The organism is Novilysobacter viscosus (genome assembly GCF_046600715.1).
In the GTDB taxonomy this organism is placed as follows: domain Bacteria; phylum Pseudomonadota; class Gammaproteobacteria; order Xanthomonadales; family Xanthomonadaceae; genus Lysobacter_C; species Lysobacter_C viscosus.
Map to the genome: position 1 here is coordinate 587840 of NZ_JBJMAV010000001.1, position 22866 is coordinate 610705.

22 protein-coding genes are annotated in these 22866 nt (G+C 69.3%); 9 read left to right on the forward strand and 13 right to left on the reverse strand.

From position 1 onward, the window contains the following. Positions 1-43: 43 nt before the first annotated feature. The 3 genes from ACJQWL_RS02740 to ACJQWL_RS02750 are packed head-to-tail and all read right to left on the reverse strand — an operon-like array spanning position 44 to position 3287. Positions 44-1216: an ATP-grasp domain-containing protein gene (locus ACJQWL_RS02740; RefSeq protein WP_330967731.1), complete on the reverse strand. Its 1173-nt coding sequence runs from the start codon at positions 1214-1216 to the stop codon at positions 44-46. Beyond that, positions 1213-2418 carry a peptidase MATCAP family protein gene (locus ACJQWL_RS02745; RefSeq protein WP_330967732.1) on the reverse strand — a complete coding sequence of 402 codons (1206 nt, stop codon included), beginning with the start codon at positions 2416-2418 and terminating at the stop codon, positions 1213-1215. Before ACJQWL_RS02745 ends, ACJQWL_RS02740 begins: the two co-directional genes overlap by 4 nt. Next, the gene (locus ACJQWL_RS02750) at positions 2415-3287 is read right to left on the reverse strand and encodes an N-formylglutamate amidohydrolase (RefSeq protein WP_411300684.1); all 873 of its coding nucleotides are present in this window, start codon (positions 3285-3287) and stop codon (positions 2415-2417) included. The genes ACJQWL_RS02745 and ACJQWL_RS02750 overlap by 4 nt, the downstream gene beginning before the upstream one ends. 220 nt (positions 3288-3507) lie before the next feature. On the opposite strand from ACJQWL_RS02750, the gene ACJQWL_RS02755 reads away from it, so the two are divergent. Further along, on the forward strand, positions 3508-4107 hold the full coding sequence (locus tag ACJQWL_RS02755; RefSeq protein WP_330967734.1) for a DUF4136 domain-containing protein: 600 nt from the start codon (positions 3508-3510) through the stop codon (positions 4105-4107). Positions 4108-4131: 24 nt separating this feature from the next. Then, entirely contained in the window at positions 4132-5445 is a 1314-nt protein-coding gene (locus ACJQWL_RS02760) for a DUF2254 domain-containing protein (RefSeq protein WP_330967735.1), read from the forward strand. Here ACJQWL_RS02760 and trxC read toward each other — a convergent pair. The 3 genes from trxC to ACJQWL_RS02775 all read right to left on the reverse strand — a co-directional run bounded on the left by trxC (position 5430) and on the right by ACJQWL_RS02775 (position 6832). Then, positions 5430-5873: a thioredoxin TrxC gene (gene trxC, locus ACJQWL_RS02765; RefSeq protein WP_330967736.1), complete on the reverse strand. Its 444-nt coding sequence runs from the start codon at positions 5871-5873 to the stop codon at positions 5430-5432. The two genes, ACJQWL_RS02760 and trxC, sit on opposite strands and share 16 nt — an antisense overlap. Positions 5874-6019: 146 nt before the next feature. Continuing rightward, on the reverse strand, positions 6020-6286 hold the full coding sequence (locus tag ACJQWL_RS02770; protein ID WP_330967737.1) for a DksA/TraR family C4-type zinc finger protein: 267 nt from the start codon (positions 6284-6286) through the stop codon (positions 6020-6022). A gap of 87 nt (positions 6287-6373) precedes the next feature. Beyond that, positions 6374-6832, reverse strand: a complete 459-nt coding sequence (locus ACJQWL_RS02775; RefSeq protein WP_330967738.1) for a DUF305 domain-containing protein — start codon at positions 6830-6832, stop codon at positions 6374-6376. A gap of 156 nt (positions 6833-6988) precedes the next feature. On the opposite strand from ACJQWL_RS02775, the gene ACJQWL_RS02780 reads away from it, so the two are divergent. Continuing rightward, the gene (locus ACJQWL_RS02780) at positions 6989-7291 is read left to right on the forward strand and encodes a DUF2388 domain-containing protein (RefSeq protein ID WP_330967739.1); all 303 of its coding nucleotides are present in this window, start codon (positions 6989-6991) and stop codon (positions 7289-7291) included. Next, a complete protein-coding gene (locus tag ACJQWL_RS02785) occupies positions 7288-9138 on the forward strand; it encodes a DUF7844 domain-containing protein (protein WP_330967740.1) in 1851 nt (616 codons plus the stop codon). Before ACJQWL_RS02780 ends, ACJQWL_RS02785 begins: the two co-directional genes overlap by 4 nt. 335 nt (positions 9139-9473) lie before the next feature. Here the strand turns inward: ACJQWL_RS02785 and ACJQWL_RS02790 are convergent, their stop codons facing one another. After that, entirely contained in the window at positions 9474-10550 is a 1077-nt protein-coding gene (locus ACJQWL_RS02790; protein ID WP_330967741.1) for a diguanylate cyclase domain-containing protein, read from the reverse strand. A gap of 228 nt (positions 10551-10778) precedes the next feature. Between ACJQWL_RS02790 and ACJQWL_RS02795 the strand changes: the two genes are divergently transcribed. Beyond that, positions 10779-11822, forward strand: a complete 1044-nt coding sequence (locus ACJQWL_RS02795) for a mechanosensitive ion channel family protein (protein WP_330967742.1) — start codon at positions 10779-10781, stop codon at positions 11820-11822. A gap of 32 nt (positions 11823-11854) precedes the next feature. On the opposite strand, the gene ACJQWL_RS02800 is transcribed toward ACJQWL_RS02795, so the two are convergent. Continuing rightward, positions 11855-13078, reverse strand: coding sequence for an HDOD domain-containing protein (locus ACJQWL_RS02800; protein WP_330967743.1), 1224 nt, complete (start codon positions 13076-13078; stop codon positions 11855-11857). 39 nt (positions 13079-13117) lie between these two features. Continuing rightward, positions 13118-15232 (reverse strand): M13 family metallopeptidase, encoded by a 2115-nt coding sequence (locus ACJQWL_RS02805; RefSeq protein WP_330967744.1) that lies wholly within the window; start codon positions 15230-15232, stop codon positions 13118-13120. A 306-nt stretch (positions 15233-15538) separates the two neighbouring features. Between ACJQWL_RS02805 and ACJQWL_RS02810 the strand changes: the two genes are divergently transcribed. After that, entirely contained in the window at positions 15539-16234 is a 696-nt protein-coding gene (locus ACJQWL_RS02810) for a class I SAM-dependent methyltransferase (protein ID WP_330967745.1), read from the forward strand. Here the strand turns inward: ACJQWL_RS02810 and ACJQWL_RS02815 are convergent. After that, a complete protein-coding gene (locus tag ACJQWL_RS02815; protein ID WP_330967746.1) occupies positions 16203-17156 on the reverse strand; it encodes a glutaminase in 954 nt (317 codons plus the stop codon). The genes ACJQWL_RS02810 and ACJQWL_RS02815 overlap by 32 nt on opposite strands. Before the next feature lie 237 nt (positions 17157-17393). Between ACJQWL_RS02815 and ACJQWL_RS02820 the strand changes: the two genes are divergently transcribed. Then, positions 17394-18287, forward strand: a complete 894-nt coding sequence (locus ACJQWL_RS02820) for a diguanylate cyclase domain-containing protein (protein WP_330967747.1) — start codon at positions 17394-17396, stop codon at positions 18285-18287. A 25-nt stretch (positions 18288-18312) separates the two neighbouring features. Here ACJQWL_RS02820 and ACJQWL_RS02825 read toward each other — a convergent pair whose 3' ends face one another. Beyond that, positions 18313-19233 (reverse strand): M14 family metallopeptidase, encoded by a 921-nt coding sequence (locus ACJQWL_RS02825; RefSeq protein WP_330967748.1) that lies wholly within the window; start codon positions 19231-19233, stop codon positions 18313-18315. 117 nt (positions 19234-19350) lie between these two features. Here ACJQWL_RS02825 and ACJQWL_RS02830 point away from each other — a divergent pair, with 117 nt between their 5' ends. Beyond that, positions 19351-20088 carry an rRNA pseudouridine synthase gene (locus ACJQWL_RS02830; protein ID WP_330967749.1) on the forward strand — a complete coding sequence of 246 codons (738 nt, stop codon included), beginning with the start codon at positions 19351-19353 and terminating at the stop codon, positions 20086-20088. A gap of 491 nt (positions 20089-20579) precedes the next feature. Beyond that, complete coding sequence (locus tag ACJQWL_RS02835) at positions 20580-21689, forward strand: alkene reductase (RefSeq protein WP_330967750.1); 1110 nt, start codon at positions 20580-20582, stop codon at positions 21687-21689. 30 nt (positions 21690-21719) lie between these two features. Here ACJQWL_RS02835 and ACJQWL_RS02840 read toward each other — a convergent pair whose 3' ends face one another. Together ACJQWL_RS02840 and ACJQWL_RS02845 are read right to left on the reverse strand one after the other, a co-directional pair. After that, the gene (locus ACJQWL_RS02840) at positions 21720-21977 is read right to left on the reverse strand and encodes a zinc-binding dehydrogenase (RefSeq protein ID WP_330967828.1); all 258 of its coding nucleotides are present in this window, start codon (positions 21975-21977) and stop codon (positions 21720-21722) included. Continuing rightward, positions 21959-22732 (reverse strand): zinc-dependent alcohol dehydrogenase family protein, encoded by a 774-nt coding sequence (locus ACJQWL_RS02845; protein ID WP_411300685.1) that lies wholly within the window; start codon positions 22730-22732, stop codon positions 21959-21961. Before ACJQWL_RS02845 ends, ACJQWL_RS02840 begins: the two co-directional genes overlap by 19 nt. Positions 22733-22866 lie beyond the last annotated feature (134 nt).

Here is a 22866-nt window from a genome sequence, read left to right on the forward strand (position 1 = left end):
CGGCCGGGGTTACCGACTGCCCGGATTCTCCCCGGGTGCCGGGTTACATGATCGCCAGGTCGGTGGTGCTCAGCTGGCCGCGGTAGTAGCGGCGCATGCGCACCTTGCGCTCCAGGTCTTCGATGATGTGCCCGCTGAAATCGGCGCCGGTCAGCTCCTCGGCCATGTTGATGCCGCCGGGAGTGTCGACGTTGATCTCCATCATCTTGTCCCCGACGATGTCCAGGCCGGCCAGGTACATGCCGTCGCGCATCAGCTTGGGGCCGACGATCTCCGCCAGACGCAGGGCGTCCTCGTCGGGCACCGCCATTTCTATCTTGCCGCCGGCGGTGATGTTGCTGCGCGCGTCGCCGGAGTCGTTGTAGCGGCGGAAGCACGCGTAGTGCCCGTCGACCTGGAGCGGGCGGCCATTGAGCGTAAGCAGCCGCAGGTCGCCCTTGGCGGCCTCAGGGAGGTACTCCTGGGCGATCGCATAGCCGTCGCGGGTGACCGCCTCGATCATCTGGTTGAGGTTGGCGCCGCTGTCGGGCGTCACCACGAACACGCTCTGCCCGCCCGACCCCTGCAGCGGCTTGATCACCGCGCTGCCGCCCTGCTCCTTGATGAAGGCCTTGATCTCGTCGGGATCCATGCTGATGCAGGTCACCGGGCGCACCTCTTCGGGGAAGTGCTGGAAATAGGTCTTGTTGGACGCGTCCGTCAGGTGCATCGGGTCGTTGAGGACGATGACCTGCTTGGCGGCCGCCAGCTGCGCGAACAGCAGCCCGCTGTTGGGTGCCCATGGGCGGTCGTTGAGCTCCTCGGCGGGGTCCGAGCGCAGCATCAGCACGTCCAGGCCCTCGACGGAGATCCGCTCCACCGTCGCGTCCTGGCCCTGGATGTCGTCGAGCAACGCATCGTCGTCCTTGTAGCGGCTCTTGCGTGGCCGGTGGGCGTGGGCGCAGATCGTGCCGCCGGCGTCGTAGATGAAGTCGCCCAGCCCGATCAGGCTGACCTGGTGCCCGCGGTTGACCGCGGTGCGCGCCAGCCGGATGGTCGTGTAGTTGTTCTTCTCGGTGGCGACGTCGTTGACGACGAACCCCAGGCGCATCGGACCGGATGCGTCATCGCGGGCCTGCCGCGCGCCCTTGCCGGAACTGCTGCGCTTGGTGGCGGGCTTTGCACCGGCTTTCTTGGGCGCGGGCTTGCTGCGCCCCGGGGCGGACTTCGCTGTCATCGGATCGGTTCCTTGTGGCAGAGGCGGGAGACGGAAATGCTGCGGCAGTGCGCGAGGCGGTCGTCGGTGACGGGGTCTGACCAGTAGCGCGGCATGAGTTCGGGGGGCCTTACCCACCCTTCGTCGATCAGCTGTTCCAGCACGACCATGTGGGACAACGCGAACTTGCCGGTGAACAGCGGCTCGAAGGCGCCGCCCTCGTGCAGGTACTCGAGCAACTCGCGCAGGCCCCGCAGGTACACGGCGTCCTTGGTCAGCCCGCCACCCCTGAGCGCCCGTACCGCGATGTCGAAGGCGTCCTCGGTCGGCAACCCGTAGCCGTCGTGCAGCGCCGCGAAGATCGCCGGGATCCCCTCGGAATGCATCGCCATGTCTGTCGCGATCACCCGCGCGGCCAGCACGCGCAGCCGCTCGGCGGGCAGGAAACCGGCGAGGTACTCCGCCAGCACGCCCAACCCTTCCTGCAGTGCGTCGTAATGCGCCAGGCCGACTTCCAGCTGCGTCAACGCCTGGCGGCCGCCGTTGTGGCGGGTGACCAGGTGCGTGCCCACTTCGTGCTGCACCAGCGGCTGCACGCGCGCCACCGGCAGGCGGATGTCGCCATCGATGTAGAGCCGGCCATGCGAGACCATAAGCAACGAGCTCATGTCCGGGTCGACCACGACCTCGGCGTTGAAACCGGGGGCCCGCTCGCGGTACCAGTCCAGGTCATCACGGACCGCGGCCAGGACCTCGTCGATGCCGGCGTCGTGCACCAGTGGCGTGCCACATTCGATGTCCTCCAGGATCTCGCGCGCGATCGACTTCAGGCCCGGTTCGACGCCGCCGAACAGGTCGATGCTGGCATTGACGAAGCCATCGGTGCCGCGCAGGCGGACGAGTTCGATCTGGCGGTCCAGCTCACGCTGCTTCTCGGCAAGTAGACCCTGCAGCAGCGGTGACTCGATGTCTTCCACGGGGAGCGCCAGCAGTTCCTCGCGCACCTGGTGAAGGTCGGTGCCCAGCGCGCGGTACTCCAGGGGCGGCACGTGGCGGCGACTGCTGGCCTGGAAAGCCTCCCACAAGGCGTCGTTGTGGATCGGCGAGAGGGCGGTCAACCAGTTGACCCGGGCGTCCAGCCCCACCAGCGCCCGGTCCACCTTCGCGGCGACCGGCGGCAGTGCCCGAGCCGCGCCCTGCTGGGCGTGGACGGAGGCGGTCATGCCTCCAGCACCGGCCGCGCCGCGGCCACGGCCTGTCGAAGCCCGTCACGAAGCTCGTAGAGCGCGCCGATGTCCGCCTTCCCGCTCCACTCGTCCATGAAGACCTTCTTGTATTCAAGCGAGATGGCGCAGACGGATTGGCCGTAGGTTGCATACAGCCATTCGGGGAAATGCCCACCGCCGTCGTAGCGCACGTTCCTGCGCACATCCGGGGTGCTTCCCTGCAGCGGTACCGAACGCAGCGCCTCGCTGAAACGCTCAAGCAGTTCGCCATGACGGTCGTGGTCCAGCGTAGTCACGCCCAGGTCGATTTCCGGATTGTCGTCGGGATCGGCAGGCGCGGCCTCGGCGCCGTCGCGCCTGTGGTTGTAGCTGTGGATGTCCAGCACCAGCACCTGGCCGTGACGGGCGATGGCGGCATCCATCAGGCGCCGGACCATGGTGTAGAAGCGGTCGTGGTAGGCCAGCGATCGGTCGATCTCGCTGTCCGGCAGGCCTTCGTCCCAGACCCTGATCCCCCAGGTATTGGCCGGGTCGGCGGAGATGGCCAACTCGCGCGGGCGGTTGAGGTCGGCTTCGAACCGCGAGGCCCGCACCCTGAGCTGCACGTCACCGACAGTGGTCAGCAGCCCGGTCAGGGGATCCTCGTCGCGGCGACGGGTAGCGGCATCGATCGCCAGGTACGGCTGCAGCGATCGGCGCATCGAATGGCCGTCGTGCACGGCCGCGGCGATCACCGGGCCCTCGCCGAGGGTGAGCTCCCATTCGCGGCACTCCTCGACCAGGCCCGGAATGGCCCGGAGGGGCGGCGCGGCCTGATTGCCGTGGCTGGGTGCGGTTGCGTTCTGGTTCGTGCTGGATGCCGTCATGCGCTCGATACGCCCGGGGGCGGCGGATTCGAAGTGGGCCCTGATCGTCACACCGGAAGCATCATCTACGCGTGAGAAGCGCGCGGCGCCTGAACGGGCGATTCAGTGCACCACCGCGCCCTCCTTCCGCTCGGCGCGTCCCCCGGCGCCTGGCAGGTTTCACGTTGCCGAGGCAGGGCCGGTTGCTAGCGTCAGGGCGTCAACCCGCCGGAGATTCGTCATGTTCCGTCCGACCTTCATCCGCACCACTGCGCTTCGCCTTGTGCTTGGGCTGTTTGCGCTCGCCCTGTTGGCCGCCTGCGCCACCGGGCCGCGCGTGCGCACCGACTTCGACCCGCAGACCGACTTCACCCGCTACCGCAGCTACGCGTTCTACGAACCACTGGCGATGGAGCAGTCCGGCTACACCAGCTACCTGACCCAGCGCATCAAGCAGGCCGTTCGCCGCGAAATGGACGCCCGGGGCTACGTCTTCGACGAGTCCAACCCCGACCTGCGCGTCAATTTCCAGGGAATGATCCAGGAGCGCACCGACGTCTACAGCGTTCCACGCACCGACATCCGCTACCTCTACAACTACCGCGCCCGCACCTACGTCGCGGTGCCCGTCTGGTACGACGAGGCTCAAGTGAGCCGCTACACCGAAGGCACGCTGAGCGTCGACCTGGTCGATGCCGATCGCAACCACCTGGTATGGACCGGTACCGCCGTGGGTCGCGTCACCCAGCGCACCCCCGACGAGCGCGCCGATGAGGCCGACCGCGCGATCGCGGCCATCTTCGAACGCTATCCCTACGGGGCGGTGCCGAGTGGTCGCTGATTCCGCTGCAGAAAACGTCGAGGCATGAGTTCGGACAGCGGCATCACCACGCGCCTGCAATGGCTCTGGCTGCAGGCGCGGCGGCGTCTCTGGTTCAGGGCTTCCGCGTTCTCGGCGCTGGCGGTGGCCACCGCGCTGGTGGCGATCGTGGCCGAACGCTACATCCCGTGGGAGTTGTCCGACCAGATCGGCGCCGAAGCGGTCAGCAGCCTGCTCAACATCATCGCCGCCAGCATGCTGTCGGTGACGATATTTTCGCTGAGCACGCTGGTGGCCGCCCTGTCGTCGGCGACCAGCAACGTCACGCCCCGGGCCACGCGCCTGCTGGCCGAGGACCGGCGGGCGCAGAACGCGCTGTCGACGTTCATCGGGTCTTTCCTGTTCAGCCTGGTCGGGATTATCGGCGTGCACGCCGGTCTCTACGGCCAGCGTGGGCGCGTCGTCCTCTACGTGGTCACGCTGTTCGTCATCGCCGGCATCGTTGCCACCTTGCTTCGCTGGATCGACCACGTGTCCCGCCTTGGGCGGGTCGGCGAGACCGCGGACAGGGTCGAGGACACCGCGACGCGGGCGCTCAGTGACAGGCATTCACGTCCCTTCCTGGGGGGGCGACCGTTTCCGGAGCCCCTTGAACCGCCACCCGGCGCCCGGCCTGTTCCGGCCGAGCGTTTCGGCTACGTCCAGCATCTCGACATGCGCGCACTGCAGGACTGGGCCGAGGAGGCCGACGCGCGCGTGCTTGTCGCATCACCACCCGGTACCTACGTCGACACGCGCTGGCCGCTTGCGTGGATCGAAGGCGGCGTGGGCCAGGAGGGACTGGAGGACGTACGCGACGCGTTCTCGGTCGGCGACATGCGCTCCTTCGACCAGGACCCCAGGTTCGGTCTTTCGGTGTTGACCGAGATCGCCTCGCGCGCGCTGTCGCCGGCGGTCAACGATCCCGGTACGGCGATCGACATCCTCGGCCGTGCGACCCGCGCACTGGCCACATGGGCCGCGCCCACGCCGGCCGAGGCGCAGGAAACGCCGTACCCGAACGTCGCGGTGCCCGGGATCCGGGTCGATGACCTCTTCGAGGATGTATTCCTGCCGATCGGCCGCGACGGTGCCGCACTGGTGGAGGTCGCCGTCCGGGTGCAGAAATCGCTGGCAAGCCTGGCCGGAACCGGCGACGAGCGCTACCAGGCCGCGGCCGCGCGCCAGTCAACGATGGCGCTGGCACGCGCCGAGCTCGCCCTGGCGCTGGAGCATGACCTGTCGAGGGTCAGGGACGCCGCCGCGCGCGTACAGGCATTGGCGTCAGGCGCCGACCCGTTCAATCAGCCTGTGGCCTGAGCACGCACCCAGTTGACGATCTGTGACTGCGACATCGCGCCGGACTGGCGGGCCACCTCCCGGCCCTGCCTGAAGAGGATGAGCGTGGGGATCCCGCGGATACCGAAGCGGCTGCCCAAGTCCGGAACCGCTTCGGTATCGACCTTGGCCAACCGCACGCGTGGCTCGAGCGCCGACGCCGCACGCTGGAACTCCGGCGCCATCGCCTGGCACGGCGCGCACCACGGGGCCCAGAAGTCCACCAGGACCGGCAGGTCGCCGCGCATGGCCACCTTGTCGAAGAGCGCCACGTCCAGCGGCGCGGCGACGCCCTCGAACAACCACAGGTGGCAGCGCCCGCACGACGGTGAAGCCGCCAGCCGGTCCTCGGGCACGCGGTTGACCGTACCGCAGTGCGGGCACGGGACCTCGAGGGTGGGATCGGACATGGACGCACTCCGGGAAAACGGTCCCCGAGCATGCATGCCAGCAGGTCAAGACCGCATTGACGCCCTCGCCGGGGACCGACGTATCCGGTCGGCTCCAAGCGCCTGCCATGTAAGCAACACGCCGCAGGGACGGTGCTAGCGGGGCCTCAACGCAGCTGGCTGTCCTTGCTGCCCCGCCGGTTGTATCCGCCGGCGCCCGCTTCGTGGCGGTCGTGGGCGTCCTGGCACGCCACGCACAGGCGCACGCCCGGCACTGCGTCTCGCCGCGCCTTGGGAATTTCGGCCTCGCACTCCTCGCAATGGGCCAGGCCCGGCCCCTCCCGCAGCTGGCTGCGCGCACGCTTGATCGCGTCCTTTACGGTCGCATCGATCTGGTCCTGCACGGCGCCATCGCCCGCCCATCCCGTGGCCATCATCTTCTCCTGAGCCTGCCCTTGGTCCCCCACAAGTTGGGGAAAGCGCCGGGCGCCATCAAGGGGCCGGGCAAGCCGGCCCTGGAATCAGTCGCGCCCGGCCTCGAGGTCCTCGATGAGCGCTTTCATCTCCGCTATCTCCCGCCGCTGGGCCTCGATGATCTCGTCGGCCAACTCGCGCACGCGCGGGTCGCTGATGTTGGCGCGCTCACTGGTCAGGATGGCAATGGAATGGTGCGGGATCATCGCCTTCATCCACGATACGTCGGCCACCGTGGCCTGGCTTCGCACCAGGTACAGCGACCCGACGAGAATCAGCGCCGCACCGGCGAAGATGGCGGTGTTGATCGCGCGGTTGCTATACATGTGCAGCATGAAGGCCAGCATCACGATCGCCATCGCCGCGCCCATGACCAGCGCCATCCAGAAGCGCGTCTGGCTCCAGAACACATGGTCGAACGCGTAGGTGTTGAGGTACATCAATGCCAGCATGACCGCCGTGGACGTGGCGATCATTGCGGCGAACCGGCCGTAGGACCCTTTCATGTGCAGCTCCTGTCCCTGTCTGTCTGATCGGCAACCCTATACACACAAGAGTGGGCATGCCGCGAACGTGCCGGCTGATGCATGTTCAGGACGTACGCGCGCGGGGCCGGTACTCTTTGCCACCGAAGCACGCCCGCACTCCCACGAGACCCTGCCATGACCCGTTCGTCCCTGCTGCTCGCGTTGCTCCTGCTACCGGCCGCGCCGGCACTGGCGTCCAGTTTTGCCGGCAGCTCGGCCGGTTCCTCGGCGGGCGGCACCTCGGCGTCTTCGGGCAGCACCTCGGGTGACGACAAGGTCGTACTGCAGGCCCGCGATGACGCGGCACGCTTCGTCGCCAGTGATGGCGCCATCCGTGGCGTCCGACTCGAAGCCGCGCTGCGCCACCTTCGCGAAACCCGTTCGCAGGCGCGCTGGGCCAACGACCTGCAGCTGGCGCGGGCCATCCTCGCGCTGTGAGCCGGGTCCGGCTGCGCGCGGGAACGCTCGCCGCCCTTGCGCTGCTGGCAGGACTGCCGACGACCGCGCACGCATTCGAGCTGGTCGGCGACCACGCAGCGCTTTCGCCCGGGCGGGCCCAGGCCAGCCAGGCGCTCCTGGACGACGTGGGCGCCCGGTTGCCGCCACGATGGCGCGATGCCCTCGTCCGCCCGGTAACGGTCCGCTGGGCGCCGCTGCCCGGGCACGTCCACGGACGAGTGCAGTTGGACGTGATCCTTCTCCAGCAGGACCTGCTCGAAGAGTGGATGCAGCGGCCTGCAGATCCCGCAGCGCCCACGGCCGATGACCCCGGTGCGGCTCGCCGCGCGCTCATTCACGAACTGGCACACCTTTATGACCGGGAGAATGGCCGGGCGTTGTCCGGCGACCCCCGCCTGCTCGACCTTGCGGGCTGGCAGGTGCGCGCACTCGGACCGGGGCGCATCCACGACAACCCGATGCGCGAGCGAAGCCCCGATCGCTACGAGTTGACCGATCCGGCCGAGTACGTGGCGGTCAACCTTGAGCACTTCCTGCTCGACCCGTCCTATGCGTGCAGGCGGCCCGCGCTGCATCGCCACTTCGCAGGGCATTTCCAGCTCCCGACCCCCGACCGCGAATGCGCACCCGGCGTGCCCTTCCTGGACGCAGGCCGCGCCGCCTCGCCCTCCGCAGCGCCGCTGCTTGAACTGGACCCCGCGCGCGTTTACGCAATCCATTACCTGCTTGCCGAATCCAACCAGCGCGTGATGAGCCGCTGGGGACACAGCATGTTGCGACTGGTGGTGTGCGCGCCCGGCCGACCGCCGGGCCCCGACTGCCGCCTGGACCTGGACCACCACCGGGTGCTCTCTTTCCGCGCCTTCGTCGACGACGTCGAGCTCTCAAGCTGGCGCGGCCTCGCCGGGGGCTATCCGTCGCGCCTGTTCGTGTTGCCGCTGGCGCAGGTGGTCGAGGAATACACCGGCACGGAGCTCCGCGGCCTGCAGTCGATTCCGCTGGCGCTGGATACCGATGAGATCGACCAGTTGCTGGAGCGTGCCGCGCAGGTGCACTGGAGCTACGACGGCGACTACTACTTCGTCACCAACAACTGCGCGGTGGAAACCTTCAAGCTTCTCCACGACGCCGTGCCCCGGCTGGCGGCGAGCAACCTTTCCAGCATCACCCCGACCGGGCTCCTGCACCGCCTGCAACGCGCTGGCGCCGCAGACATGACGGTCCTGCAGGACCACGACACCGCGACCCGCCTCGGTCACTACTTCCCGTCGCAGGACACCTACTACCAGGCAATGCTGGATACGGCCTCGGCGCGCACGCCGTTGCCCCGGTATCGGGTCGCGGACTGGCTCGCCTTGCCACCCACGCAACGCGCGCCGTGGTTGGAACAGGCCGACATTCGCGCCACGGCTGCACTGCTGGTGCTTGAACAGGCCGCGCTCCGTCGACAGGAACTGCAGGCGCGCGACGCACTCAAGCAGCGGATCTCCGGACGGGCGCGAAATGATTCCGGCGCCGCCATGCGCGCTGCTCTCGAGGCGGGAATCGAGCTGGATGCCGCCTTCGCCCACCCCGCCGCCATGGCCCCCGGCGGCTACGGAATTCCCCAGCACGCAGGCCGCCACGCCGTCCGGGAACGGGCAAGCGCGCAGGCAGTGCGTTGGCGCGAGCAGGATGCGCGCCTGCGCGAGGCGGCCCGCGACGCGTTGCCGGCACCCCGCAGGCTGGCCCTTGATGCGACCCGCGCCAACCTGGACCGGCTGGGCTGGCGACTGCGCATGCTGCACCGCGAAGCAGCCGGCGTGGACCTGCGCGGCACGCAGTAGGCCCCACGACCCGGCACCCTGCCGGCAGCAGCGACCGCTCAGGCTACCGGGCGCAGCGCCCACGACGGCGGCATCACGCGGGCACAGCCACCGCATCCGACAGCCCCGGCGCCTGCTACTGCAGCCCACGCGCCGGGGCGCCGGCCTGCCCACCAGTGCCACGCGCTGCCGGGTGACCTGGTCCAGTTGCAGCACCGTCTGGCCCACCTGTTCGAATGCGCCGCGCTGCTCGATGGGACGCGGCACCGATGCTGGCCCTGATGTCGGTGACTGGCGCCCGGAACTTCAATGGCGGGCGCGGACTCGCGCCGCCCCCCTATCGTTGCGGTAGGCGGTCAGCTGCTGCCGCGCTTGGCGTTCTTCTGGCGGTACATCGCCTCGTCCGCCCGTGCCAGCAGCGTCGAGGCGCTTGAGCCCGGCTCGTGCACGACCCACCCGATGCTGGCCTTGATGCCCACCTCGATGTTCTCCACCGGACGGGGGCGAGCCAGTGCCTGTTGCAGGTGTTCGGCAATGATGGACACGTCACGCACCCCCTCGCGCAAGCCCGCCACCAGCACGACGAACTCATCGCCCCCCAGGCGGCCGATGAAATCACCTTCGCGCATGCGCGCACGCAGGTCCTGCGCCGCCTCGCGAAGGACCGCGTCGCCTGTTGCGTGGCCGTGGCGGTCGTTGATCTCCTTGAAACCGTCCAGGTCCAGGAACAGCACCGCGAACGTCCCGGCCCGTTGCTCGTGCTCGCACAGCGCATGCAGCCGCTGCAGGAAATGGGTGCGGTTGGGCAGGCCGGTCAGGGGGTCGCACAGGGCTGCGTCCTGGTAACGGCGGGCCTGGGCGCGAGTCGCCTCGAGCGCGGTTTCAAGCCGCGCCAGCAAGCGCGCCTTCTCGTCGAGTTCCAGTTGCCGACCCAGCGCGCCGCCCAGGGCGTTGCCGATCAGGGCGACCGCCTGGGCATCGATCTCGTCGAAGGCATGCACGACGCTGGAACACACCTCGAGCACGCCAAGCACGCCATCGCCGTAGCGCAGCGGCGTGCAGATCAGCGAGCGCAGGGCCCTACCCTTGCGGACCCGCACGCTGACGCGGTCGTCGCCCTGGACATCGTTGCTGTGCAGGGCCTCGTGAGAACGAAGGCACGCCGGTGCCAGGGTGTGGCCGGCGTCGAACGCTGCACGGTCGATATGACGCATCTGGCCGCGCGCGGAGCGCACCTGCAGGCCGTCGGGGCCACCCGAAGTCAGAACGACCGCGCCCGTGGCCCGCGTCAACTCCATGACGGTCGCCGTTGCCTCATCCAGGAACGGTCCCGTATCCCCCGCATGCTCGGCGATCCGGACCAGCGCGTCGACGACGTTGCGCAACCGGGTGTACTCGCTCCTCCCGTGGGCCGCGGAGGCCCAGGGCAGCATGCGGGGCGTCGTCGGGGACCTGTCAACAGTCGCCATCCCAACCCCTGCCATTCAATGCGGCGCCCATACTAGGGACGCGACATCAATGCCCGGTGAGTGTCGTACAGGTCCAAGGCTGGCCGCCGGGCGCCGCTACCGTGCGTGCACGGCCGGACCGGCATCGTGGCCCCTGCCCCCGTGACGGCGCTGCCCGTTCACAAAGGCGCCACGCCCGCATGGAGCTACCGATTGGACACGCCCCCCCCGCGCTTTGACCTGCAGGCCGTTGCCGAGCAGCTCTACGAGGAAACCTACCGACTGCTTGCCGCTCTGCCGATGCTGGGCGTCGCGGTGGCGGTGCTCGTGCTGGCCTGGCTTGTGGGCGGGTGGCTGTCGCGGCGGACGTTCATGGACCGGGTGGCACGGCAGAACCCGTTCATGCGCGAGCTGGCGCGCACCACGGTGCGCTGGGCCACGTTCCTGGTCGGCATGCTGCTGGCACTCGAACTGCTGAATGCCACCGCGATGGTGGGTGCGGTGCTGGGCACGGCGGGCGTGCTGGGCGTTGCGGTCGGTTTCGCCTTCAAGGACATCCTCGAGAACTACCTTGCCGGCATCCTGCTGAGCCTGCGCCAGCCGTTCGCGCCGCGTGACCACGTGGTCATCGACGGCCACGAGGGGCTCGTGGTCAAGTTGACCTCGCGCGCCACGGTGCTGATGACGCTGGAGGGCAACCACCTGCGGCTGCCAAACGGGCTGGTGTTCCGCGGCGTGATCCTCAACTACAGCCGCAACCCGTCGCGGCGGTTCGAATTCGAGGTGGGCCTGGGGGTCCAGGAGGACCTGGTCCAGGCACAGGACATCGGCCTGTCCTACATGGCGGCGTTGCCCGGCGTCATTGACGAGCCGCCGCCGCGCGCCTTCATCAGCACCCTGGGTGATTCGGACGTGCGGATCCGCTACCAGGGCTGGGTCGACCAGCGCTCGCACGACTTCTTCCAGGTCAAGAGCGAGGCGATCCGCTCGGTGAAGCTGGCGCTGGACGAAGCCGGAATGGACATGCCCGAGCCGATGTACCGGGTACAGCTGTCGGAACCGCGGGCGGCATCGACACGGGAGTCCCCTGCGCAGCCGTCACCGGCTTCAAAGCGGCCTGCACAGCCGGTTGCGCCCGGGAGCGCGGTCGCCGCCGACCGCACCAATGCCAACCGGGATATCGAGGCGCAGATCGAACGCGAGCCGATGGCCGAAGCCGACTCCAACCTGCTGGACCCGACCGCACCACGCGAATAGGCGCCCGGGCGGGGCTCAGGGTGCCCGGGGTCTCACTCGTCCTCGCGGGTGAGACGTTCCAGCAGGGGGTGCGCCGCCTCTGGCTCCCCTGCCTGGACGAGCAGCAACTGCGCATCCTCGAGCGCCATGTCACCGCGGCGCACGAGCATGGCCAGCGAGCCCGCCAGACGGCCCAGGTACAGCGCGTTGCCGAGGTGCGAAAGGTCTGCGGGCGCGTGGGCGGCTTTCCCCGCCACCGGTTGCTGCTCCACCAGCGCGTGGTCTATGCGGTCGGCCAATTGCCACGCCTGCGCGATGCGTCCGGCGGTCGCAGCGGTGTCGCTGAGCCACAGCGCCACGCATGCAGCCGCGTCCAGCGGCTGGCCCGGCCGGCGCAGCGACTGGTCGCGCAACACCTGCAGCACGACGGTGCCACCGAGCCCATGCACCAACGCCAGCAGGTGCGCGGCGAATGCATCCTCGCCGCGCCGCCGCGCGATGTCGGCGGTGGCCATCGCCGAGGCTTGGGTATGGTCCCATGCCATCCCCATCGCGTGGCCCCACACCCCGCCCCCGCCACCGCCGACCGGTTGCACCAGTGCGCTTGAAACGATCTGCCGGAGGCCGTCTGTGCCCACCAGGGCCACGGCGCGGTCAAGGGTTTCCACAGGCCGCGCATGGGCCCGGTAGTAGGCACTGTTGGCGATCCTGAGCAGCGTCGCGGCCAGTGCCGGGTCCCGCTGGATGATGCCGCTGATCGACTTGCTCGACGCCTCGGGGTCATTGACCGCGCGCATCAGCTGCGGCAGGACCTGCGGCCGCCTCGGCATGTAGCGGGGGTGCGCCTGCACGCCTTCCAGCACCCGTCGTGCCGCGGCGCTGACCTCGAGCCCGGCGGGCGTGGGTGCGCGACCCGGAACGGCGGGGTCACCTTGCAGCATCAGGGTGCCCAGCCGGAGGTGGACGGCCTCGACGTCCGATGGTCCCAGCCCGGCGTGTAGCGGCGCTTGCGATGCGGCAGCCCCGGGACGGGACGGCGCATGCCGCGTCGGACGCTCCACGGCGGTCCCACGCCGACGTGCGGCTGCCAGCACCCCCGCCACCACCACGATTGCCAATCCCAACGCCGACAGGACCACCACCAGTATCGACATGCAGGCCCCCGCCACGATCAGTGCGCCATGGTAGCCGCCGGCCCGGCTGCGCGGACGCAGGCCGCTGCGTGTATCGACCGGATCGAACCCACCACCCTTCCCAAAGAAGAAAGGGCCGGTCATCTCGACCGGCCCTTCTTCAAACCGCCCGGCGCAGCCGCATCACCAGATGCGTACGCGGTCCTCGGGCGCGACCCATAGCGCATCGGCTTCGGTCACGTTGAACGCGTCGTACCAGGCATCGATGTTTCGCAGCGGCGCGAAGGCGCGGATGTGGCCCGGCGAGTGCGTGCCATTGACCAGTTGCTGGCGCAGCGCGTCATCGCGCCACAGGGTCCGCCACACCTGTGCCCAGCCCATGAAGAAGCGCTGCTCGCCGGTGAAGCCGTCGATGACCGGTGCCGGCTGGCCGTCGAGCGAGCGGCGGTACGCTTCCAGGGCAATGGTCAAACCGCCCAGGTCGCCGATGTTCTCGCCCATCGCCACCTTGCCGTTGATGCGCATGTCCGGCAGCTGCGGGAACTCGTAGCCCTCGTACTGCGCGCCCAGCTTGGCAGCCTGCGCCTCGAACTTGGCCGCGTCCTCGGCCGTCCACCAGTCGCGCAACAGGCCGGCACCATCGGACTTGCGGCCCTGGTCGTCGAAGCCGTGGATGATCTCGTGGCCGATCACGCCGCCGATGCCGCCGTAGTTCACCGCGGGATCGGCGTCAGGATCGAAGAACGGCGGCTGCAGGATGGCGGCCGGGAACACGATTTCGTTCTTCACCGAGGAGTAGTAGGCGTTCACGGTCTGCGGGGTCATCCCCCACTCGCCCTTGTCGACCGCCTTGCCGATGCGGGTGCGGTCGTAGTCCCACTCGAATGCGCGCGAGCGGCCGGCATTGCCGAACACGTCGTTGTTGGCGATGCTCAAACCCGCGTAGTCGCGCCACTCGTCCGGATGGCCGATCTTCAGTCCGAAGCCTTCCAGCTTGGACATCGCTTCGGCTTTCGTCGCCGGGCTCATCCACTCCAGCTGCTGCAGTCGCGCGCCCATGGCCGCCTTCACGTTGGCGACCAGGTCATCCATCTTGGCCTTGGCGTCGGCGGGGAAGTAGAGGTCGACGTAGTCGCGGCCGATCGCCTCGCCCAGTGCGCCCTCGGCGAACGACACGCCGCGTTTCCAGCGGGCGCGCTGCTCGGGTTGGCCGGACAGGAACTTGTTGCGGAACTCGAAGTTGGCATCGACGAAGGCGCTGCTCAGCAGCGGGGCCGCGTCATCGATGGTGTGGAAGGCCTGCCACGCCTTCAGCGTGTCGAGGTCGGTCCCGGCGAAGATCGCCGCCATCTTCGGAAAGGCGCTGTCCTGGCGGACCACCGCCTTTTCGGTATGGTCCACGCCGGCCGCGTCGAAGAACGTCGCCCACGGGAAGCCCGGCGCCTTGGCGTCCATCTCCGCCAACGTCACCGGGTTGTAGGTCTTGTCGCGGTCGCGGCTCTCGGCACGGGTCCAGTGCGCTTCGGCGATCTTCGTCTCCATCGCCATGATCGCCCCGGCGCGCGCCTGGGCGTTGTCCCAGCCGGCCAGCTCGAGCATCTGGGCGATGTACTGCACGTAGCGCTCGCGCTGCGGGGCGAACTTCTCCTCGAGGTACATCGCCCGGTCGCCCAGGCCCAGACCGGACTGGCCCAGGTACAGCGCATAGGTGTCGGGGTCGCGCTGGTCGTCGGACACGTAGGCGCCGAAGAACGTACCGCCGAAGCCGCCCATGCGGTGGCCCATCAGGTGCGCCATGCCGTCCTTGTCGTCCACCGCAGCGATGGCGTCGAGCATCGGCTGAACCGGCTGGCGCCCGAGCGATTCGATCGCTTCTTCATCCATGAAGCCCTGGTACAGCGCGGCGATCTTGGCCGCGTCGCCGCCGGTGGCGGGATCACCGGCCTCGTAACCCTCGACCAGCTTGCGCACGCGCGCCTCGGAGAGGTCACGCAACACCAGGAACGAGCCGTACATCGACTTGTCGGAGGGAATCTCGGTGTTCTCGGCCCAGTTGCCGCTCACGTAGGCGAAGAAGTCCTCACCGGGGGCGACGTCCCGATCCATGCCCGCGATGTCGATGCCCCAGGTGCCATACCGGTTGGCGGCCACCTCGGCGGTTCCGCCGCTGTCGGCGGCAGGCTCATCGAACAGCACGCGCATGTCATGGCCCGTCCCGGGCAGGTGGTGCTGGGCGGCCACCGGCGCGGCAAGGGCCAGCACGACGGCGGTGGCGGTAAACAGCAGCGTCTTGTTCAAAATTTCTTCTCCGGGTTGGGCGGGCAGCACGTATCGAAGCTGCCGTGTGGCAGCCGATACAGGCCGACCGGTGGTTGTACCGCACCTGTCGAGGGCGGGGTCAGTGCCAACAGTTGGCCGACAGCGCCGGCAAGCTGAACCGGTCAGCCCGCACCCATCGGGGCACCGCCTGCACGGAACGGTTCGAGGCGCTGGCGTACGATTGCACGAGAGTTCGCGCCCCGCGGTCCCGGCGTAGCGCGTCCCGCCAATTCGGGCCGCCAACCCCCTTCCCTCCGCCCCCGGGCAACGCACCACGGACCGGTCATGACAGGCTATGCCACCCGCGAGATCCGTCAGACCGTCGGCGGCCACGAGTACCGCCTGCGGGTGCTGAGCGACACCCAGCAGTACGCCGATCCCGATGGCCATGGCGAACGGCTGGGGGTGTCGTCCGCGCAATGGAGCCTGTTCGGCCAGCTCTGGCCATCGGGCGAGATGCTGGCCCACCTCGTCGAGACGATTCCGGTCGAAGGTCGCCGTGTACTGGAGCTGGGCTGCGGCATCGGCCTGGCCAGCCTGGTGCTGGGGCGCCGCGGCGCCGACGTCGTGGCCTCGGACGTGCACCCGCTGGCGGAGGTCTTCCTCGCCTACAACGCCGCGCTCAACGACCTGCCCGCGCTGCACTACCGACAGGTCCTGTGGGACCGCCCGATGCCCGCCCTGGGTACGTTCGACCTGATCATCGCCAGCGACGTGCTCTACGAGCGCGGGCAGGCGGAGGTCATCAGCGAGCTGGTGGCGCGCCATGCCAACCCGCGCTGCGAGGTCATCATCACCGACCCGGGACGCGGGAACAGCGCCCGGTTCGCCCGCCTGATGGTGGCGCAGGGCTTCGACGTCTCCACTGCACCCTGGCCTGCAATCAGGGCCGAACCGCCGCCGCGCAGCCAGTACCTGCGGTGCGTCCGTGGAGGGCGGGCGACCCCGCTCAGAACACCGACAACCCGGTCATCCGGGTAAAGCGGTGCAGCGCGTAGCGGCCCAGAAGCGAGTTGCCCTTCTCGTCAAGGCCCGGGTAGTAGGTGCACAGGCTCATGACGTCGGGCACCACCGCGACAATGCCGCCGCCGACGCCGCTCTTGGCCGGCAGTCCAACGTAGAAGGCGAAATCACCTGCGGCGTCATAGGTCCCCGCGGTCATCATCAGTGCGTTGATGCGCGTGGCCAATTCGTCGCTCACCACCTGTTCGCCTGACACGCTGCAGTGGCCGCGGTTGGACAGGAACTGCACGCTGCGTGCGAGGTCCACGCAGTCCATCTTCAGCGAGCACTGCAGCCAGTAGAAGTCGAGCACGTCCTCCACGTCGTTGCGCAGGTTGCCGTAGCTCCGGATGAAGTTGGCCATGGCGATGTTGCGATGCCCGCTTTCGCGCTCGGACTTGGCCACCACCTCATCGCTGCCCACGTCGGCGTTGCCCGACCGGCGCCGCACGAAATCCAGCAGCTTCTGCTCGGCATCCTCGCAGCTGGACAGCACGACGTCGGCCACCACCAGCGCACCGGCATTCATGAAGGGATTGCGCGGTATGCCCTTCTCGTACTCCAGCTGGATCAGCGAGTTGAAGGGGTCGCCCGACGGCTCCCGGTCAACACGGTCCCACAGCTCGTCGCCAACCGCCTCCAGCGCCAGGGTGAGCGTGTGCACCTTGGAAATGCTCTGGATCGAGAACGCCTGGCGCGACTCGCCCACCTCGAACACGTCGCCATCGACCGTCATCACCGCCATGCCGAAGCGGTCCAGTGGCACGTCTGCGAGCGAGTCGATGTAATCCGCCGCCTCGCCCTCGCCCAGCCGCGCGGTCACTTCCTCGTGGATGGTGCCCAGGATGTCGGGCAGGTCGAGTTTGCTGATGTCGTGCCGGTTGTGGATCGGTTCGCGCATGGGAAGCCCCGTGAGGAAAGCGCCACTGTGCCGGTCGGTGCGTCAACCCGTGGTTATCGGAAGTCCTGAGTGCTGCCCATGACGGGGCCGAGCCGCCACGCTGCGCGTCGATGAACCCGCCTGAAGCCGCGGCGCAGATGACCAGGATGGCGCGGTGTCCCCCGCGTACACTGGCTCTCCCGCCTGCCGGTGCCCGCCCATGCGCGACCATTCCCCGACCCTGGCGTTTTTGTTGCCATGACGGCGAGCCTGCCGCCGCTGGCCGACCTGCTGGACCTGTTGCCCGATGCGGTGTGTGTTGTGGATGCCGAGGGTCGCTTCCTGCTGGTCAGCTCGGGATTCGAGCGCATCCTCGGCTACCCGCGGGACGAAGTGCTGGGCCTGCGCACCTTCGACCTGGTCCACCCCGACGATCGCGAGGCCACGATTGAGGCCGCCAGCCAAGTCATGGCCGGCGCAATTCAACGCCACTTCCGCAACCGTTACGTGCACAAGGCCGGACACAGCGTGGATATCCAGTGGTCGGCGCGCTGGCACCCGGAGTACGGCGTGCGCATCGCCATCGGCCGCGAAGTCACGGAACTGCGCCAGGCCGAGCGCGAACTCGAGCACCGGGCCAGCCACGACCCGCTGACCGGCCTGCCCAATCGCCGCCGCATGCAGGTCGAGCTGGGCGCGCAACTGTCACGTGCCGCACGCGACGGATCGGGGCTTGCCGTGCTCTACGTCGACCTGGACGGCTTCAAGGCGGCCAACGACCGCGCCGGCCACGATGCCGGCGACCGGTTGTTGTGCGAGGTCGCGGCACGCCTGCAACAAGCCCTGCGGCAACGGGACCTGGTGGCCCGCGTGGGAGGCGACGAATTCGTGGTGCTGCTGCCGGGCTGCGAGGGCCTGCCGGCGGCACGCGCGGTCGCCGATGCGCTGCGCGCGTGCATGGAGCGGCCGTTCTCGCTGCCGGACGGACCGATCAACGTCGACGCCAGCATCGGCATCGCCTGCCACCCCGGCGACGGCGCCAGCGCCGATGCGCTGTTGGCGCATGCCGACCGGGCGATGTTCGAGGCCAAGCGGCAGCGTGCCACTCAGGCCGCGCCGGCCGCGCCGCGCCTCGCGACCGTCCCCCGCTGAGACTGCCCATCCAGGCCGGGGTGCTTCAGCCCCGGGCCAGCACGAAGTCCAGGGCGGCACGCACCGCGACCGCCTGCGCCGCGTTGCAAGCCTCGGGCGTGGTGCGGGGGCTGTCCGGGTAAACCTCGGTGGTGGTGGCGTACTTGGCGCCGGTCACCCCCGCGCACAGGCCCAGCGAGCGCACCGGGTAGTTGATCAGGCCGGGCGCCGCCACCGGCGCGCCGATCAGCCTGCCGTCCGGATCGGACGGCGCGATGTGCGTCACCTGGGCCACTGCATCCAGGATCGCCTGGTGGAAGGCGGGTTGCGGGTTCTCGCTGTCGCCCACCAGGTAGAAGCCGTCGGGGATGGTGCCGGGCTCATGCGGCGTGCCGTCGCGGGCGGCCAGCGCGGGACGGAACTCGGTTTCGTCGCTGTCGGTGGTTTCGTGCAGGTCAACGTGGACCAGGAACCGCCCCTGCAGGGGCGCGACCAGCCGCTTGAGCGCCGCAGCCTCTTCCGCCTGGCCATTGCCGAAAGAGCGGTTGGGGTCGATCGCGTGCATGTTCCAGCGGTGGATGCGCTCATACCCCCAGGGGCTCACGCAGGGCACCACCAGAAGGTTGATACGGCCCGCGTAGTCGCCGGCATCGCGCCGGGCAAAGCGCAGCGCGCCATGCACGCCGCTGGTCTCGTAACCGTGTACCCCGCCCGTCACCAGCGCCACGGGCAGGTCGTCCCGCCAGTCCCTGTTCCGCAGCGCCACCAGCGGGTAGGTTTCGCCGGCGTAGTCCAGCCGGCCGTATTCGACGCTCTCGAATGGGTCGCCCAGCTCTTCGACTGCCGAAAGCACGTCGTCGCGGTAGCTGCGTTGGCGGCGCTGGCCGGCCAGCCACTGCGCGCGCTCATTGTCGCCCCAGGGCGTGCCCGGGGTGCCGATGGGATAGGGGGCGTGGTCTGTGTTCATCCGCGAAGGCTAGCAAACCGTGCCTGGCCGCTCCCGATTAAGCGGCGAGCAGGCAGGACACCGGGCGCTGGCGCAGCCCCACTCGCTACACTGCCCGCCCCTCCCCCGGTCCCGACGATGCCCGCATCCACCCGACTCGCCCACCGTGTCGCCGAGCTCCACGGCTGCTCCCGCGCCGATGCCGAGCAGTACATCCAGAATGGCTGGGTCAGCGTGGACGGCCAGGTGGTGGAATCGCCCCAGCATCCGGTCGACGCACAACGGGTGGAACTGCACCCCGATGCGCGCGTGGAACCTGTCGAGCCGGCCACCGTGCTGTTCCACAAGCCCGTTGGCGTGGACGCCATCGCAGGCACCGACCCGGCCTCCTCGCACGTCACCCCTGCCACCCACTGGGCCGACGACCCCTCCGGCCAGCGCATCCTGCAGCGCCACTTCCAGCGGCTCACCCCGCTGGTGCCGCTGGAAAAGGATGCCAGCGGCCTGATGGTGCTGAGCCAGGACGGCCGTGTCTGGCGCCGCCTGACCGAGGACGCCGACCAGATCGAGCACGAATACCTGGTCGAGGTGAGCGGTGAGATCGCGCCGTATGGCCTGCACCGGCTGGGTAACGGGCTTGAATACCAGGGCCGCGAACTGGAACGATGCAAGGTCAGCTGGCAGAACGAAACCCGCCTGCGGTTCGCGATCAAGGCCGCGCGCCAAGGCCAGCTGCAGGCGATGTGTGCCCAGGTCGGGCTGGAGGTGGTGTCCATTCGCCGCCTGCGGATCGGACGCGTGCCGATTGGCAAGTCCGCCAACGGCGCCATGCCGCCCGGCGCCTGGCGCTACCTGCCGGTGGGCGAGAAGTTCTGAGGCGACCCCGCGGCCCACACCCCACAGATCCGGCCATGCGCCCGGGGCCAGTGACAAGCCCAAGCCGGGTCCCTCTCGATGCCTACCCGTGGCATCCGTGGCAAGAAAGCCCCGCCGCCGGCAGCCGCCCCTCCGGTAGCTCGGGCCCCCAAGACCCAGCGGTTCAAGCATGCCCCGACAGCCGCTGCCCGTGGGGCATCAAGGCGCCGGGCCCGTATCGCACACTGCGTTCTTCCCCTTGAAGACCATGCCCCCGGGGCATGCAACGGAAGACGGCGTGTCCGTGGGCGGGTGTGTCGGAACGTACCGGTGGCGAAGAAGCGTCAGCGGACGAAGCACACGACCACGCCACTGGCATGCAGTGTTCCCGCCATGCCGGTCGAAACCCGGCGTGGCAGCCGCACCCTCATGAAGTCCCGCCGGAAAGATGGGTGCGGATCCGCTCGATCGGCGCGGCAAGCGCCTGCCCCCCCTCATCAACAGGACCGCTCATGGCCGACGCATCCCCTCCCCCGACCCTGTTCTCCCCCGCACGCTTCGGCGAGCTCGCGCTTGCCAACCGTGTGGTCATGGCGCCGCTGACCCGCAACCGCGCGGTCGCCGGCCTGGTGCCGTCGCCACTGGCGGCCGCGTACTACGCGCAACGCGCCGGCGCCGGGCTGATCGTCACCGAAGCCACGCAGGTCAGCCGCGGCGCGCAGGGCTACCTCGACACACCCGGCATCTACTCCCCGGAGCAGGTCGCCGGTTGGCGCGCGGTGACCGACGCGGTGCATGCCAGCGGCGGACGCATCGTCGTGCAGCTGTGGCACGTAGGCCGCATCTCCCATGCCAGCCTGCTGCCGGACGGCGTGCAGCCGGTCGCGCCGAGCGCAATCCGCGCCAACGCGAAGACCTTCACTGCTGACGGCTTCGTCGATGTCTCGCCGCCCCGCGCACTCGCGCTCGACGAGATCCCGGGCGTAGTCGAGGAGTTCCGTAGCGCCGCACGCAACGCGATCCAGGCCGGATTCGACGGCGTCGAGATCCATGGCGCCAACGGCTACCTGATCGACCAGTTCCTCCGCGACGGTGCCAACCGGCGCGACGACGCCTACGGTGGCAGCATCGAGAACCGCACGCGATTCCTTGTCGAAGTCGTGCAGGCGGTGGCCGACGAGATCGGCAACGGGCGCGTGGGCGTGCGATTGTCGCCGGTCACCCCGGCTGGCGATCTCGGCGACAGCGATCCGCAACCCCTGTTCGAACGGGCGGTGGAACGCCTGGATGCACTGGGCATCGCCTACATCCACATGATCGAAGGCGCCACCGGGGGTGATCGCGGGAACGTCGCGTTCGACTACGACGCCCTGCGCCGCCGCTTCAAGGGGGCGTGGATCGTCAACAACGGCTACGACCGGACCATGGCGCTTGCCGCGATCGACACCGGCCGGGCCGACGCGGTTGCGTTCGGGGTCCCGTTCATCGCCAATCCCGACCTTCCCGAGCGCCTGAGGCAGGAAGCGGCGTTGAACCGGGCCGATCCCGACACCTTCTACGGTGGAGGCGCGGAGGGCTACACCGACTACCCGACCCTGGAGGACGCGTCCGCCCCGGCCTAGCGACGATGGCCCCCGCGGGCCCGGCCGCCTTCAGGGCGACGGGTCGCCATTGGGAACCAGCACGATCTTTCCGCTGCGACCGCCCTGGGCGGCCGCGGTGAGCGCCTGGGAGATGTCGTCCAGGCCGAAGCGCCGGGCCACCGGTGCGTGCAGGGTGCCCGCGATGATCTGCGACGCCAGCGAGCCGAACAGGGATTGACGCTGCTCCGGGGTGGACAGCTCGAACCAGCGGGCCAGCCAGAAACCGCGAAGGGTGATCCCCCTGAAGATCAGCGCCAGGGGCGACAGCTCACAGGCGCTGCCGCCATGGCGCCGTAGTTGACCACGGTGCCGCCCGGCGCGAGTGACTGCGCCAGCCGGTCGGTGGCGGCGGCGCCCACCGCGTCGATGCCCAGGCGGATCTTCGCACCTTCGGTCACCGAGCGGATCCGGGTGGCCAGGTCATCGCCATCGACCAGCACCGCGTCACCGCCCGACGCGGCGACCTGCGCGCACGCCGACTCGCGCCGAACCACGCTGACGGTGCGCAGACCGCGCGCCTTCGCCAGCTGCACCAGGTAGCCACCGACGGCGGAGTTGGCCGCGTTCTGCACCACCCATTCGCCCGGGGCCAGGTCAACGATGTCCTGCAACAGCAGCGCTGCCGTAGGCGGATTAATCGCCAGCATCGACAGCTGCACGGGGTCGCCGGCATCGGGCAGCGGCACCAGCTCGGCGGCCCTGGCGGTGACGTGGGTCGCCCAGGTGCCGATGCCGACGGGCAGCAGCACCCGCTGTCCCACCCGGGGCGCACCGGCGCCGGCCGCGGCCTCGACAACGCGCCCGACGCCCTCGTTGCCGCCCACGGCCGGCAGCGGCGGCAACCGGCCGTAGTCACCGGTGATCGTCATCAGGTCGGACGGGTTGATCGGCGCTGCCAGTACTTCCACCCGCACCTCGCCCGCCTGCAAAGCGGGCGGGTCGAATGACTCGAGCTCCACCACCTCGTGCGGCGTGGGGCCCCGGCGGGCGTAGCGGGCGCGGCGGTAGGCGGGCGTGGTCATGGCAGTCGGGCGGGTTGGGAACGGCCCTGCAACATACGCACCGGGCCGTTAAGCAGCCGGAAGATACGCGCGCCAATCCCCCTCCGGGCGTTGCGGTTGCCGGCTGGCGGCGGGGACGGCTCCGGCTCGGGCTC